Origin of the sequence: Pseudomonas asplenii, from assembly GCF_001293465.1 — a bacterium.
GTDB lineage: Bacteria > Pseudomonadota > Gammaproteobacteria > Pseudomonadales > Pseudomonadaceae > Aquipseudomonas > Aquipseudomonas fuscovaginae_B.
This window is the reverse complement of sequence record NZ_JSYZ01000023.1, coordinates 42400-56343: the sequence shown is the minus strand read 5'-3', so window position 1 is coordinate 56343 and position 13944 is coordinate 42400. Positions and strand designations below refer to the sequence as shown.

Sequence of the window (13944 nt, the reverse complement as noted above, 5' to 3'; positions counted from 1 at the left end):
CCCATTCATGCCCCTTAAGGCTGCCCAGGCACGGTCGATAGGATGACTATACTCGCGCGACCGTGCGGTCACCGCTCATCCCCTCTCTACTACAGGTTTGCCCATGAACTGGTTCTACAACGCCAAGATATCCACCAAGCTTTATCTCGCTTTCGCCCTTTGCGCTTCCATCACGTTGGTGGTCGGTATTCTCGGCAGCCTGGGAATCGGCTCGTTGTCTTCAAGCCTGCAACTGGTGTTTTCCAACAACCTCGTGTCGGTCGCCAAGACCGCCGAGGCCCGCTCCTTTGCCATTACCCAGAGCCGTGAACTGTATCGCCTGCTCTCAATCGCCGCTGCGGGCGGTACGGCGTCCGAACGTAGCCCCATTGTTGCGGCCATGAAGGACAGTCGCGAGAAGAGCGAGCGTGCTTTCGCCCTCTACCGTACCACGCCGCTGGCCGATGACGAGCGCGCCGCCGGCGATCGCATGATGAAGGCTTGGCCCGCCTATCAGGCACTGGTCGACCGCGCGGTAGCGACTATCGACGAGGGTGATCTGGCGGGAGCCAGGCGGCTCATCTCCGGGGAGGTGCATGAGGCCTTCCGCGCCATCAACGATGAACTGACCATCATGGTCGAGTCCAACAACCGCCAGATCGGTGAGGGCGGCGACGAGGCGCGCGCCACGGAAGCGGCCGCCAAACTCAAGTTGTATACCGGTATCGGCCTGGCCTTTGTGGCGGCCATTATATTGGGCCTGTTCATCAGTCGGGTGATCAGTGCCCCGCTCGTGTCCGCTGTTCGCAACGCCCAGCGTATCGCCGGCGGCGATCTCACCCAGCCGATCGAAAGCGGTCACCGGGATGAGGCCGGTCAACTGTTGACGGCGCTCGGGGAGATGCAGGGCGGTCTGAAGGGCACCATTCAGCAGATCGCCAGCGCCGCGGATCAACTGGCGTCGGCCGCTGAAGAACTCAATGCCGTGACCGAGGAGAGCAGTCGTGGTCTGATCCGGCAGAACGACGAGATCCAGCTGGCCGCCACCGCCGTCACCGAGATGAGCGCGGCGGTCGAAGAAGTGGCGCGCAATGCCACCTCGGCCTCGGAAGCGTCCGGGCAGACCAGCAGGGAGGCCGCCAACGGTCGCGACCAGGCCCGCGAAGCGGTCAAGGCCATCACCAGTGTGAACAACGAGATTGGCCAGTCGACGGTGATCGTCGATGAGTTGGCCGGCAGTGTGCGCGATATCGCCAAGGTGCTCGATGTGATCCGCGGTATCGCCGAGCAGACCAACCTGCTGGCGCTCAACGCGGCCATCGAGGCGGCCCGGGCCGGTGAACAGGGGCGCGGCTTTGCGGTGGTGGCTGACGAAGTGCGGGCCCTGGCGGCCCGTACCCAGGCCTCGACCGGTGAGATCGAGGCGATGATCGCCAGCGTGCAGTCGCGCGCCGACGACGCGGTCAAGGCCATGGGCAACAGCCGGACCCTGGCCAGCAGCACCCAGGAGCTGGCCCAGGCGACGGGCGAATCCCTCGAACGCATCGCCCAGAACATCGCCGCGATCAACGACCGCAACCTGCTGATCGCCACGGCCTCGGAAGAGCAGGCCAACGTCGCGCGCGAAGTGGACCGCAACCTGGTCAACATCCAGGACCTGTCCACCCAGACGGCGGCCGGCGCCAACCAGACCAGCGCCTCCAGCCAGGAACTGTCGCGTCTGGCTATCTCGTTCAACCAACTGGTGGGCACCTTCAAGCTGTAAGGACCCGCTGTCGGGCTGCCGAGGCGGCTATCCCGCAGCTCGCCGGGCGGCGTCGCTTTCGGTGGCCTGGAACCAGGCCTCGCGCTGGCTGTCCAGCAACTGGCGCTGCCAGGCCTGCATCTGGCTGTTGGGCTGCTGCTGACGGATGAACGCCAGCAGCGGGTCCACCACCGCGGTACGCACGCCCGACAGGGCCTCCAGCGTCGCCAGGCCACAGAACGGCACGTACGCTTCGGCATAGCCGCCTTCATGCACCAGCACCAGACGACCACCGCACAGGCGATCAGCCACCTTGCGCACCTTGGCGGTCATCAGGCGGAACGACTCGCTGTGCAGCAGCATCCGCGCCAGCGGATCGACCGCGTTGGCGTCGTAGCCGCAGGCGACGAGGATGAGTTCCGGTTCGAAGCGCTCCAGCGCGGGAATGACCAGCGTGTCCATGGCGTACTGATAGGCGTCGTCGCCGCTGCCCGGCAGCAGGGGGATATTCAGGTTGGTGCCGACGGCAGGCCCCTCGCCGCGGTCTTCGGCACCGCTGTAGCCCGGTGGGAAGCAGCCTTCCTGATGCAGCGAAATGGTCAGGACGTCACTGCGCTCGGCATAGATCGCCTGCGTGCCGTTGCCGTGATGCACATCCCAGTCGAGCACCGCGACCTTGCCCAGACCGTGGCGGGCCTTGGCCGTTTCGATGGCCACCGCGATGTTGTTGAAGAAGCAGAAGCCCATGGCCTGGTCGGCCGAGCAGTGATGCCCCGGCGGGCGCGACAGCGAGTAGGCGTTGCTGGCCTCGCCGAGCAGTACCGCCTCGACGGCGGCAATGGCCAGGCCGGCCGACAGCCTGGCGATCTCGAAGCTGCCCGGCCCGATGGGCGCGTCGTTGCCCAGGCTGCCGCCGCCAGCGTCGCTCAAGGCCTGGAAGCGCTGCAGATAGTGGGCCGGATGCACCCTGAGCAGGTCGGTGTCGGAGGCCGGCTCGGCGCTGCGCACTGCCAACTGGCGGGTCAGGCCGCTGACATCCATGAGGTTCTTCAGGCGTCGTTTGGTTTCCGGCGACTCGGCGTGTCCGGCCGCCGACGGCGGTTGCACCCAGCCGCCCACCGGCAAGGTCAGGGCGTGCAGCCCGGCGCTGTGCCACAGGCTGAGTTCGTCGAAGAAAAAGGCGGTCTTGTGCATGTTATCGGTCTCTTTCAAGGGTGTACGGTAGCAGCGGCACCTGGGCGCCGGCCCGCGAGGATCAACAGCAGCGACAGCAGCGTCAGGGCCGCCGCGCCCAGGAGTGTGGTGCGGTAGTCGCCGCTGGCCTGGATCAGGTGCCCGGCGATCCCGGGGCCGATGGCCAGGCCGGCGCCGATCACCAGGTTGCTGAGGTTCATCAGCCGGCCGCTGGGGTCGAGTTCGGCCAGGCAGGCCAGGATCAGCGGCAGGACGAAGGTCCAGGTGAACTTGAAGATCAGCGCCGCGCAGGCGAAGCGCAGGGCGGCCGGTTCGTTCTGCAGGAGCAGCACGGCGCCGAGCATCAGTGCGTAACCCAGGATCAGCAGCGGGGTACGCGGCAGGCGGCCACCGATCAGGGCGGTGCACGCCGCGCCGACGATGCCCATCAGGGTGGCGATTGCCAGGATCTGGCCGCTGTCCTGGGGGCTGATCGAGGCATGGCTGGCGATGCCGCCGATGAAGGTCCAGACGCCGCTCAGGCTCACGTAGAAGCACAGGATGGCCAGGATCCCCAGGAGCGCACGGCCCTTGGCGACCGGTGCCCGGGGCTGATCCGCAGCGCTGCTGAGGGCAATCGGGAAGGTGCGCACCAGAGGCAAGGCCACGGCCATCAGGGCGGCGAGGCTCAGGTAGCAGGCCGCCAGGCCATGGCGGGCGAACAGCAGGGGCAGTACCTGCAGGCCGATGGCGCCGAGGACCAGTTGCCCCAGCACCCAGAAGCCATACACGCGGCTGCCATTGCCCATCAGGGCGGCACTGACCATGCACAGGATCATCAGCGACCCGCCGCCCAGGCCCGCGGTGATGCGCATCAGCATCAGCAGGGAGTAGTCGCTGACCAGCGCCGAGAGCAGGTTGCCGACGACGAACAGGGCACCGGCGAGCAACCCGGCCTTGCGCAGGTCGACCCGCTTGAGCCACCAGAAGGCGGGCACTGTCGCCAGGCTCATGGCGCCCAGCTCGGCCATGAACAGGTTGCCGATCCGGGCCGGTGCCAGCCCCCACTGACTGGCGAGCTGCGCCGCCACGGCCGGGGCCGTCATCAGCAGGGAAGGGGTGATGGCCGCCAGCACTACCAGGGCGATCATCAGGGGCCGTTGGCGGGTGATTGCCGGGGCGGATACCTGAGTGTTATCGATGGAAAGGCTCATGAAGGAACGCTCCGGTGCGGGTTAAAACACATGGACCAGACGCAGCAGCGCCTGACTGCCGTGGTAGCCGTTGTCGGTGTCGACATTGCGGGTCAGGGCCAGCAGCCCCTGGTTCCGCTTGTCGAACCAGTGGCCCAGCTCGAAGCCGACCTGGGTGTAGCGCTGGTGGGTGTCGGCCAGGCGGTTGTCATTGAGGCGCAGTTCCCCGCCGTCGGCGTGGATCAGGCGCAGTGCGCCGTAGGTGGCGGGGGTGAAGTCGTAGGAGGCGAAGGCCTGCAGGCGATAGAGCGGGTCCTGCTTGAGCGTCGAGCCGTAGTAGTCATCGTTCTTGCCGTAGACCTGGGCCTCGAGGTTGGCCTCGAGCAGCCACTTTTCGCCGATGCCCTGGGTGAAGTTGTAGACGAAGTGCCCGGCCCAGCGATTGGCGCCGGGCGAGACGTCCGGGTTCTGGCTGTGGTATTCGCCCACCGGCAGGCTGATCAGGCTCAGGAAGCCGCTGTAGGTGCGGCTGGCCGGGTTGTTGATCAGGTACAGGGTGCCGCCGACCTGTGGATCGCCGAACCCGCTCTCGTGGCTGCGCGAGGTGGCGCCGGGCAGGCGGGCGTCGATGTCGGCGAACGGTACGATGAACTGCGGCGTGCACAAGGTGCCGCAGATGTCGGTGAAGATCAGCTGGCGCCAGGCCAGGGCGTTGACGTTCAGGTCCGCCCGGCCGGTGCTGTTGGCGCGGCCGTGGTAGTCATTGTCGCGGGTCATGGGCAGGTAGAAGACGCCCAGGGTCGTGCCCACGGGAGCGCTGACGAAGTCGCGGGCGTTGAGGTCGGCGGCCTGGGTGCCCGTCGAACCAAGGGCTGCGGTCAGTGCCAGTGCTGCGGTAAAGCCGGGTGCGTGGGGCGATTTCATCGATCAGGCTCACTTCTGTCGGGAGAGGGGAAGGGCAGATTTCAGGCATGAGGGCGCCCAGGCCGCCGGTGGGGCGGCAGGATTGCTCAGCGTGGAAGACGTGGCCGGGTGGTCAGTCGGGTGTGGCGCGCAGCAGTTGGGCGATGCGCGCCTTGTCCTTGACCCCGAGCTTCGTATAGATCGTGCGGATGTGATGGCGCACGGTGTTCGGCGCCAGGCCCAGCTCGCGGGCCACTTCCTTGTAGGTCTTGCCTTCGCCGAAGCCCTGGGCGACGTCGTACTCCCGTGGGCTCAAGCGTTGCAGTGGCGTGCGCGGACGGGCCGCGAGCACGAACAGGTCTCCGGTGCGGGAAATGCTCAGTTGCAGCGTGCCCAGTGTCTGTTCGCCCTCGGTGATGGCAATGGGCAGGTTCGGCCCGCTCCAGTCGGCAAAGCAGCCCAGCCAGCGCTCGATGAAGCCGCGTTCGGCGCACTGCAGGGTGCCTTTGCGATCACACACGGCCAGGGCCAGGTTGTGCGGGGAGTCGAGGCTCTCGCGCTGGGCGATCAGGGTGCGGATCTGGTTGGCGGAAATGGCCGCCGCCAGGTGCGGCATCACGTGGTCCAGCAGCAGCCGGTCGGTGTCGCTGAAGCGCGGCTGGCCAGGGCTGCGGTACAGCGCCAGGTGTTCACTCAGTTGTGTCAGCGGGTCGATGACCATCACGCACAGCAGCTCCTGGATGCTGTGCCGCGCTCCCAGCCAGCGCAACCCTTCAGTGCTGTGCATGTCGATGATCACGGCCTGGCCCGGGTGCGAGTGGGTCATGGCAAGGGTGATGTCATCCTCGTGGATGCAACGCCAGTCCTGCAGGTAGTCCGCGGGCAGGTGAAACAGATGATTGCGGTGCTCTTCAAGCATGCCGTCAATCAGGGCGGCGCGCCCCCACCAGGCCTTGTCGAAGGAGACCAGCCCCTGCAACCGGGCCAGCATCGCGTCATGAAAGTGCTCGACGCTCCGGTCATTGGCCAGGCGCTGGATATCCAGAAGGGCGCTGCTGAATAGGCTCAGCAGCATGTTGCCGGTAGGGCTGCTCATGGGCGGTACCTCGGTGCGACCTGTTATTTTTATTGGCACGCGATCGGTTGGACCAGACGCCGGGGACGGCGTGGGCAGGGCCAGTGGGGGCAGTATCCGCCGGGGGATGGGGGATGGCTATCCTACAGATGCAGGATGCGGAACCCCCAGGGTGTCGTGCGCCGGCCCTGGGGATCGACGACAGGCCCGACTGGCCGCTCTAAAAAAACGTGGCGGGTGGTTTTGAGGGAAGTCATTACCCAAATGGCTTTCTTTATGATTCGCCCATGGAGGAGGCTGTACCCGCTGATGCCATGTACTGCTCGGCCTCTGCCAGCAGCCACGCTGCAAAGGCATCTCGCCGTACTGCCGAGCGCGACTGCAGAGGTTGTACCAGCCAGTAGGGGTAGGGATACGGCACGACATGCTCGGACAACTGCACCAGTTCTCCCCGCTGGATGGCGTCATGCACCAGGCTGCGACGCTCCAGGGCGATCCCCTGGCCCAGGGTCACGGCGCGCAGGACGAGGTTGGAGTCATTGCTGCGCAGGCCTCTTCGAGGCGCCTCGATATCCAGGCCCGCGGCCTGGCACCACGGCTGCCAGGACTCCATGCTGAAGATGATCGGGCTGTCGACGATTTCTGCGGGTGTTCCTGGAAGGCGCCCGCCATTGAAATGCGGGGCGGCCACCACGACCGACTCATCCTGGAACAGCAGGCGGCTCTGCACGCCCTCCCAGTCGCCACGGCCCATGCGAATGCCGATGTCCATGTTTTCCTTGGGCGAGCGGGACACCGCCAGGCTCGCCTGCAGACGGACATTCACGTCCGGGTGCAAGGCCTGGAACCCGGGCAATCGGGGTACCAGCCAGTGGGCGCCGAACGAGGGTACGACGGCCACGACCAGTTCGCTGGCGGCGGGCTGGGTTTTGACCGAGCGCGTGGCTTCAACGATGTGGCCGAGGGCTTCGCGAATCTGCAGGGCGTACAGCCGTCCATCCTCGGTGACCCGCACCCCGCGACCCTCACGAGCCAGCAAGGTGACGCCCAGGGTCTCTTCCAGCAGTTTGATCTGCTGGCTGACCGCCGAATGGGTGACGTGCAGTTCCCTGGCGGCCGCGGTCACGCTGCCCAGGCGGGCCACGGCCTCGAAGCTGCGCAGGCAACTCGTAGGAGGGATATCGAACATGTAAGTCAGGCTTACCAAAAGTGACAGTATTTACCGATATTACGCCGATTTTCAGTCAGGTAGTGTAAGTGGGAGTGAAATAACCCCTGATGCAAGGAGCTGGAATCGTGAAACTACTGGGTATGCTGGATTCACCTTACGTGCGCCGCGTTGCCATCTCGCTTGACCTGCTCGGTGTCGAGTTCGAGCATGCGTCGCTGTCGGTCTTCAGCCAATTCGATGCCTTCGCCGCGATCAATCCGGTGGTCAAGGCGCCGACGCTGGTACTCGACGACGGCACGGTGCTGATGGACTCCTCGCTGATCATCGATTACCTCGAAGCGTCCCAGGCTCACGACCATGGCTTGTGGCCCCGGCAACCTCAGGCGCTCGCCAGTGCATTGCGCACCACCGGCCTGGCATTGGCCGCCTGCGAGAAGGCGGTTCAACTGGTCTACGAGCGCAAGTTGCGCCCGGCCGAAAAGCAGCACCAGCCGTGGATCGATCGTGTCATCGGTCAACTGGTTGCCGCCTGTCGGGCGCTGGATCAGCAAACCGCATCGATGGCACAGGATTCAAGCGGGCGGCCGGATCAGGCCGCGCTCTCTGCGGCGGTGGCGGGGTCGTTCATCGAGCTGATGCTACCCGACCTCATCAGACTGGAGGACTTTCCGGCCTTTCATGCACACACGCAGCGCCTGGAGCAGACCGAGCTGTTCAAGCGCTACCCAGTGCAGTAGTTCTGGCTGGCGGAGATATCCTCCCAGAGATCCACAGGCTCGATCTGCCGGTGCGTGGTGTCCGTGTCGATCTTATAAGTCGACAAAACGATCAGCCTGGGTCAGTAGCAGGGCAAAGAGACGCGGCATTTTCTGGCAGGGCAGGCGCATTGGCTCGATCAGTCGCCTGCATAGCGTTGGCTTGGGTAGTCAGTGGGGAAGGGCGGGTCTGGCGGCGTTGAGGAGGGCAAGTTGTTCAGGCCTGGTGCGAGCAGCCAAGGGAGCGGCAGTTCAGCTCACTTGGGCATAACGCTCGATGGGGGGGGGCCCGCGTCGTTACTCGAACAGCTCCGTCATCCCTCCGCCCCCGGCGCATAACCAAAATACGCCTTGTACGCATGATTGAAATTCGCCGGATTGGCGTACCCCAACCGATACGCAATCTGCGCCACCTGCCATTTCTTCTGCTGCAACAACGTCCGCGCCAACTCCATCCGCTGTTGCCGCACATACTCCAGCATCGACTGCCCGAACACCTGCCCGAACGCTCGTCGCAAGGTGGTTTCGCCGACTCCCAACTGCTGCGCCAAAGCCAGGCTGCCAGGCGGGTCGAGCAGATGAGCATCCAGTTGTCGGCGTGCCTCATGCGCCAGGTCCCGATGCCCGCGTACCGCTGGTGCCTGCTTGGCCACCTGGCCCTTGAGATGCGCCGCCAGTTCCACCAGCACCGCCAAACTGAGGCTCTCCTGGTGCAGGCGTTCCAGCGCACCTTCGTACGGCGAATGATAAAGCCGCTCCAGCAGACTCCCCAGCGCCCGGCAACGCTTGAGCGCCGAGAACTGCATGCCCTTGTCGAGCAGCTCGAGCAAGGGTTGCAAGGTTGAATCCTCTTCGGCCAGTTCCCGCAGGTAGTCACCGGCGATCCGTAGCCCGGCCATGCGCGCATGGCTGCCGGCCGGCAACTGGTCCACCGCTTCCATGCTCTCGCTCAGGCCCAAAACATGCGGGGCACCGATGGTGTACTGGTTGAGCCGGCCGTCGACCCGATGCTGCCACTGCCCGTGCAGCACCTGGACGATGCACAGGCTGCCGGGCAGTACCTTGTCGATGCGCAGGGGCTCGGGGAACTGCAGGTCGCAGTCGAAGTACTGCAGGTGCGGGCGCACGGTCCGTGCACGATAGTGACCGCTGGCGCTGCCCAGCACCTGGCCGATCGCGGGATCGAGCACGCCGGTGTGGGCCAGCGAGGCGGGGCGGTCGAAGCAGAATTGTGTATCCAGATAGGCGTTCCAGCGTTCCATCGACACGGCGTTTCCATGAAAACTTGGCTACATGGTCACAAATGTTAACGCGATCACGGGCACGGCGTCAGCGCTTGTGATCGACGGCGTGATTGTTGTGGGTGGCGGCCATGGCGGTTGGCAGTACGCCGGGGGCGGACTTCAATAGTCGCCCCTCCCACCTTCAAGGAACCTGAACGATGCTCGATTTTCGCAAGTGGGCGCTGCTGTTCGTCACCACGCTGGCCCTGCTGGCCGGCTTCGCCCAGGCCGAGGAACGCCCGCCGGTGGCGGACAAGGTCCTGGCCTATTCCGGCCAGCAAGGCGTCAAGGTCTGGACCCTGCGTATCGGTGAGCGCAGCGATAACCAGGCGCTGGTACAAGTGGAAGACGTGGACCATGACTGGAACCTGCGCATCCAGAAAATGAATGTGGAGAAAACCGCGAAGGACACCCGCTATTCCACCACCGTCGATGGCCAGAAGTTCGTCGTGCTGATCCTCCAGGAAGGCTGGGGCGAGCTGTATCTGCCGGGCGAGTCCAAAGCCCTGACCGTCGGCTATGACGAGAACCTGTCCAGCCGCGGCGATGCTCAGGCGTTTCTCACCGAATACCTCAAGAAGCAGTAAGTGATGAGCCAAGAGAGCGAGACTCCGATGACCAATCCTCAACAACCCGACCTGTCGGCCAGTCTCGGCGGTGAGTACGACCGCTTCAGCGCCGCCCAGCGCGAGCAGACGATCGCCGAACTCAAGCAGGTGATCGAGCGTGTACCCGAGCAGTCCGAGTTCACCAACACTGGCCGCTACAAGTTGCTCGGCCCGCTGTTCACGGTGATTGCGCTGGGCATGCTGGCCCTGGGCGTGCATCATGGCAAGACCGGCCTGATGGTCTGTGGCGGGTTCCTGGCCCTGCTTTTCCTGCTGGTCACCTGGCAGCACCGCAACGCCGGTCAACACGCGTTCATGCGCCTGACCCGTCGCCAGTTGTTCGTCGACACCCTCAGTGCGCCGGTCAACCTGGCGGACGTCGTTGACATCTTCGTCAAGGACGAGGGCTTGGTGACGCTGCAGAAGCTGACCCTGCGTCCCGGCAGCCCACTGCCGACCCACCGTGCCGTTCGGCAGTTGTTCGGCAACCAGGCCATGGCGTTGAAGAAGCCGGAACCGCACATCCGCATTCATTCGGCAGGGCTGATGAGCAATGGCCGCAAGCTGGACTGCGACGAGATCGACGCGCTGCTCAATGCCTATTGGCAGGCCGCACATGCTCAGCAGGAACTGGATGCGTTGCAGCGCAACGGTTGAGAAAGCGGGCACGGCTTCGGCTCGTGCCAACCGCGTGAATGCTTGCTGAATCAAGCCCGGCTCCGGGCAACCCCTGCCCGGAGCCGGGTCACCGTTACTCGAGCAGTTGTTCCAGGCTCGGGTCGCGAATCACGCGCTGCAATGGCAGTTGAGGCGCGCTGCCGGACTTGAGCATTTTCAGCTTCGGACTGGCCACTTTCGTGCAGGCATTGCCGCCGTTGGCGTAGATCCCGCCCATGGCGCATTTCCACTCGTAGAAGTTCGCCAACCCATTGGACATCTGCAGGCTGAAGTCCGTGCTCTGGGTGCCTGGCGTGAACGGATGACCGGCCTGGATGTTCTGGAACCACTTCATCCATTCAGGCGAGCCCACCGGTGGCACCTTGTCCGGACTCTGGAACGTCGGGTTCATGAGCGCAACTTGCGGTGACTCGGCCGTCATGTGGCAGCTCTGGCAGGAACTGACGGGGTTGTCCACCGGGCCATTGAGGCGCCCGTTCCAGCCCAGGTGGGTCGGTGGCAGCTCCTGGGTGTTGGCGTTGATGGCGGTCTGTTTCAGCGCGGTGTTGATCTTGGTGACGGTCGGCTGCTTGTTGGTGAAGTCATCGCCTGTCTGTTGCGGATCGTTGCCCCACATGATCCCCACCGGTACCAGGTTGTCCCAGCCGGCCTTGCCGGTCTTGGCCCCGTTGTACTGGAAGGTGCCGAAGATCCAGCCGGTGTCTTTCATGCGCGTGTCGCGCACGGCGATGTCCATCTGGATCAGCGCGACGTCGCGGACCACACGGTTGGTCGACTTGAAGGTATCGGTGATGTATGCCTGCCACAGGACCGGGTTGGCCAGAAATGGCACGGTGCTGCGATCGATGTCGGCGAACAGCGCCTTGCACACCACTGTCCCGTTGGGGAAGCTGTTGGGTTGCGAGGTGTAGCTCGGGTCGGGGTTCTGCGGGTCTTTCCAGACCTGGCCGACGGTGTAGGCGCCGATGTCGTTGTAAATGCCCACGGCATAGGTCTGGCCGGTGGCGGTCTGCGTCGGTGCCAGTTGCTTGACCTGGATCTGCGCTTCCTTGGTCAGGCCATGGATGCCCTCACGCCCCAGCGGACCATAGTGCTGCCACGGCATGTGGTACCACTGGCGCACCTTGTTCTTCTGCACGTCCCAATTGACCTCGATGTTGCCCTCCAGGCAGTAGTTCTTCACCTCGTTCATGTAGACGCGCCAGGTTTCGAAGTTGTTGTCCGGCTTGGCCGGCAGTTTCTTGAAGAACGCCGGTGGCGAGCCGGTCGGCGGCTGGGTGGGGTAGTTCTGGCTGAGCACGAATTTGGGGCCGGTGTAGCTGTCCGGCGGCGCATAGCCGTAGTCGGGGTAGGTTCCGGCCTGTGCCGCGACGCTGAACAAGGCGGCCGCCACCGCCAATCCTGTGAGTGTTGTCTGGTGCTGGTTCATCGATTATCTCCTTGATGGGGAATACGCCGGGCACGTTTCGAGTCTGTGCTCGTGCTCAGCCGGGCTTTCCTTTTTTTCTTGGTCTGGGTCTCGGTTTGGCCATCGAGACGGGCTTCACGGGTCAGCAGGGCATGGGGTGGTTCACCTCCTCGGCAGTGCCGGACAAACGAGTTCAATCCCCGGCAATTGCCGGAAATGCGGGAAAAGGGGAGACGGATTGTGCGCAGCGGATGCGAGGGGGGAATTGCCTATCGACTCCTTGTCGATCGCGTGCCGTTCTTCCTTGCTACAGGTGTAGGCGACTTCCGTAAAAACGCCATGCCCTGGGTGAAAAATAGCGGTCTTTCGGTTGCCCGGGGTTCTGCGAACTGCATCTGACCTGCGGCCGTCCACCACACTGGCGCGTTCGACAGAGCTGATCTTTACTCTCCGGCGACTCGTGGGCGAGTGTCGGGAGGGGATCCCTGTGTGGGGCCGCTGCCGGGAGCGATCGTCTGCGAGTGTCCGTGATGACCGACTGTACCCTCGATCAGGGACAGGGAACGTTCGATTATTAACCTCAGGAGGTTGCAAATGAAGAAAGTACTGTTGGCCGTGTTCCTGCTCTGTGGCGTCTCTCTGACTGCCCAAGCCGCCTGCCCGGTGTTCGGCCCGTCCAAGGATCCGTGCAGCGGACCGGTGTTCGGTCCGTCGACTTGCGAATGTCCTTGAGGTAGGTCGCATGGCGGATCCGGTGCGCCGGGTCCGTCAAGGATTCTCTGATCAAGTCACCACAGGCCATCCGAACGCTTGGGCAGCAGGATCGTTTTGTATTGGAACCGGACTTGAATGCGTTATTTAGCCAGGAGGGCTAAGGATATGTCTGCGCAACCGCTTACACATGTGCTCGTGGATACCGATGTCGATTTCGACGACTACATGGCCATCTCGTATTTGCTCAAGCACCATGCGATCAAGGTTGACGGCATCACCGTGACCGGAGTGGGGGCTGTTCACCTGAGTCACGGCGTGGAAAACATCAACAACTTCCTCACGCTGTTCAATGACAAGACCATCGAGCAGACGCCGGTCGTGGCGGGCTTCCAGCGTCCGCTGCTGTATAGCAACACCTTTGCCTTCGATACACGCCAGGCGGCGGATAAACATTACGACGCCGCATTTCCCCGCAAGAATGCCAACCCGACGCGCACCGGCGCGGTCGAGTTCATCAGGGAAACCCTGGAAAGCGCTGACCACAAGTTCACCGTGCTGCTGATCGGCGGCGGCACGACCTGGGGCCACCTGTTCCGGCAGGCCAGGACGGACGCGGTCTTGCAGAAACTCTTGCGCAGCAAGGTCGAGCGCATCGTGGTGATGGGCGGCAACCTGCTGCCGCAGTACGTCAAGCCCGGTGCGGGCGGCAACATCAAGGACGCGCTGGGGTCTACGCCGTACTACACCAACGAGGTGGCCGAATGGAACATCTTCCTGGACCCACTGGGCGCCCAACTGGTCTTCGACAGTGGGATTCCCGTGCAACTGGTGGCGCTCAATGCCTCCAATGATATTCCCATCACCCAGGATTTCGTGCGCCAGCTCTCGCAGATCAAAGATCCGGTCGCACAGTTCCTCACCCAGGTGCTGGGCAGCTCGACCATCGTCCACGGCATCGGCAACTACCTGTATTTCTGGGACCCGCTGGCGGCCGTCGCCATCACCGATCCGCAACTGATCACATTCAAGCCCTACAAGCTGCGGGTGGAGCAGGAACTGAACGAGGAGCAGGACACCAGCGGGCAACTGATCCCGGACGAGGCCAAGTCTGCGGTCGACGTTGCTCTGGACGCCGCCAGCGGGTTTGTCCTGTCGCTGTATCTGGCCACTCTCGCAGGTCGATCGACCGAGGCCACGGTAGAAAACACGCGATGATCGTCAGGGGCTGCGTGGCCCCACAAACGGCAACGCCAGGGAGCA

General features: G+C 64.0%; 13 protein-coding genes and 1 pseudogene. 7 read left to right on the top strand and 7 right to left on the bottom strand.

Going from position 1 to position 13944, the window contains the following annotated elements; translation table 11 throughout:
- Window positions 1-103 precede the first annotated feature (103 nt).
- Window positions 104-886: pseudogene (locus PF66_RS34070) on the top strand (MCP four helix bundle domain-containing protein); the annotation flags it as partial.
- Entirely contained in the window at window positions 881-1744 is an 864-nt protein-coding gene (locus PF66_RS34065) for a methyl-accepting chemotaxis protein (RefSeq protein WP_425357918.1), read from the top strand. The pseudogene PF66_RS34070 and the gene PF66_RS34065, both read left to right, overlap by 6 nt.
- A 27-nt stretch (window positions 1745-1771) precedes the next feature.
- On the opposite strand, the gene PF66_RS26320 is transcribed toward PF66_RS34065, so the two are convergent.
- The 5 genes from PF66_RS26320 to PF66_RS26300 form a co-directional block, all read right to left on the bottom strand.
- The gene (locus PF66_RS26320) at window positions 1772-2917 is read right to left on the bottom strand and encodes a class II histone deacetylase (RefSeq protein ID WP_054064264.1); all 1146 of its coding nucleotides are present in this window, start codon (window positions 2915-2917) and stop codon (window positions 1772-1774) included.
- Window positions 2918-2931: 14 nt separating this feature from the next.
- Window positions 2932-4110, bottom strand: a complete 1179-nt coding sequence (locus tag PF66_RS26315; RefSeq protein ID WP_054064263.1) for an MFS transporter — start codon at window positions 4108-4110, stop codon at window positions 2932-2934.
- A gap of 21 nt (window positions 4111-4131) precedes the next feature.
- The gene (locus tag PF66_RS26310; RefSeq protein ID WP_054064262.1) at window positions 4132-5013 is read right to left on the bottom strand and encodes a transporter; all 882 of its coding nucleotides are present in this window, start codon (window positions 5011-5013) and stop codon (window positions 4132-4134) included.
- A gap of 112 nt (window positions 5014-5125) precedes the next feature.
- Complete coding sequence (locus PF66_RS26305; protein WP_054057348.1) at window positions 5126-6088, bottom strand: helix-turn-helix transcriptional regulator; 963 nt, start codon at window positions 6086-6088, stop codon at window positions 5126-5128.
- A gap of 253 nt (window positions 6089-6341) precedes the next feature.
- The gene (locus PF66_RS26300; RefSeq protein ID WP_054064261.1) at window positions 6342-7256 is read right to left on the bottom strand and encodes a LysR substrate-binding domain-containing protein; all 915 of its coding nucleotides are present in this window, start codon (window positions 7254-7256) and stop codon (window positions 6342-6344) included.
- Between the two features lie 107 nt (window positions 7257-7363).
- Between PF66_RS26300 and PF66_RS26295 the strand changes: the two genes are divergently transcribed.
- Window positions 7364-7975 carry a glutathione S-transferase gene (locus tag PF66_RS26295; RefSeq protein ID WP_054064260.1) on the top strand — a complete coding sequence of 204 codons (612 nt, stop codon included), beginning with the start codon at window positions 7364-7366 and terminating at the stop codon, window positions 7973-7975.
- 332 nt (window positions 7976-8307) lie between these two features.
- Here PF66_RS26295 and PF66_RS26290 read toward each other — a convergent pair whose 3' ends face one another.
- Window positions 8308-9255: a helix-turn-helix transcriptional regulator gene (locus tag PF66_RS26290; protein ID WP_054057345.1), complete on the bottom strand. Its 948-nt coding sequence runs from the start codon at window positions 9253-9255 to the stop codon at window positions 8308-8310.
- 179 nt (window positions 9256-9434) lie between these two features.
- On the opposite strand from PF66_RS26290, the gene PF66_RS26285 reads away from it, so the two are divergent.
- Entirely contained in the window at window positions 9435-9863 is a 429-nt protein-coding gene (locus PF66_RS26285) for a hypothetical protein (RefSeq protein WP_054064259.1), read from the top strand.
- A gap of 27 nt (window positions 9864-9890) precedes the next feature.
- Window positions 9891-10541, top strand: coding sequence for a hypothetical protein (locus PF66_RS26280; RefSeq protein ID WP_054057354.1), 651 nt, complete (start codon window positions 9891-9893; stop codon window positions 10539-10541).
- A 94-nt stretch (window positions 10542-10635) separates the two neighbouring features.
- On the opposite strand, the gene PF66_RS26275 is transcribed toward PF66_RS26280, so the two are convergent.
- Window positions 10636-11991, bottom strand: a complete 1356-nt coding sequence (locus PF66_RS26275) for a hypothetical protein (RefSeq protein ID WP_054057343.1) — start codon at window positions 11989-11991, stop codon at window positions 10636-10638.
- Window positions 11992-12564: 573 nt separating this feature from the next.
- Here PF66_RS26275 and PF66_RS33230 point away from each other — a divergent pair.
- Together PF66_RS33230 and PF66_RS26270 are read left to right on the top strand one after the other, a co-directional pair.
- Window positions 12565-12702, top strand: coding sequence for a PA0050 family protein (locus PF66_RS33230; protein ID WP_017904532.1), 138 nt, complete (start codon window positions 12565-12567; stop codon window positions 12700-12702).
- 147 nt (window positions 12703-12849) lie between these two features.
- The gene (locus PF66_RS26270; protein WP_054057342.1) at window positions 12850-13899 is read left to right on the top strand and encodes a nucleoside hydrolase; all 1050 of its coding nucleotides are present in this window, start codon (window positions 12850-12852) and stop codon (window positions 13897-13899) included.
- The last annotated feature ends 45 nt before the right edge of the window (window positions 13900-13944 follow it).

What these genes read in the sequence shown, in the direction of transcription:
- PF66_RS34065 (WP_425357918.1), top strand. Translation starts at nt 881, where the DNA reads ATGCAGGGCGGTCTGAAGGGCACCATTCAGCAGATCGCCAGCGCCGCG.
- PF66_RS26320 (WP_054064264.1), bottom strand. Translation starts at nt 2,917, where the DNA reads ATGCACAAGACCGCCTTTTTCTTCGACGAACTCAGCCTGTGGCACAGC.
- PF66_RS26315 (WP_054064263.1), bottom strand. Translation starts at nt 4,110, where the DNA reads ATGAGCCTTTCCATCGATAACACTCAGGTATCCGCCCCGGCAATCACC.
- PF66_RS26310 (WP_054064262.1), bottom strand. Translation starts at nt 5,013, where the DNA reads ATGAAATCGCCCCACGCACCCGGCTTTACCGCAGCACTGGCACTGACC.
- PF66_RS26305 (WP_054057348.1), bottom strand. Translation starts at nt 6,088, where the DNA reads ATGAGCAGCCCTACCGGCAACATGCTGCTGAGCCTATTCAGCAGCGCC.
- PF66_RS26300 (WP_054064261.1), bottom strand. Translation starts at nt 7,256, where the DNA reads ATGTTCGATATCCCTCCTACGAGTTGCCTGCGCAGCTTCGAGGCCGTG.
- PF66_RS26290 (WP_054057345.1), bottom strand. Translation starts at nt 9,255, where the DNA reads ATGGAACGCTGGAACGCCTATCTGGATACACAATTCTGCTTCGACCGC.
- PF66_RS26285 (WP_054064259.1), top strand. Translation starts at nt 9,435, where the DNA reads ATGCTCGATTTTCGCAAGTGGGCGCTGCTGTTCGTCACCACGCTGGCC.
- PF66_RS26280 (WP_054057354.1), top strand. Translation starts at nt 9,891, where the DNA reads ATGACCAATCCTCAACAACCCGACCTGTCGGCCAGTCTCGGCGGTGAG.
- PF66_RS26275 (WP_054057343.1), bottom strand. Translation starts at nt 11,991, where the DNA reads ATGAACCAGCACCAGACAACACTCACAGGATTGGCGGTGGCGGCCGCC.
- PF66_RS33230 (WP_017904532.1), top strand. Translation starts at nt 12,565, where the DNA reads ATGAAGAAAGTACTGTTGGCCGTGTTCCTGCTCTGTGGCGTCTCTCTG.
- PF66_RS26270 (WP_054057342.1), top strand. Translation starts at nt 12,850, where the DNA reads ATGTCTGCGCAACCGCTTACACATGTGCTCGTGGATACCGATGTCGAT.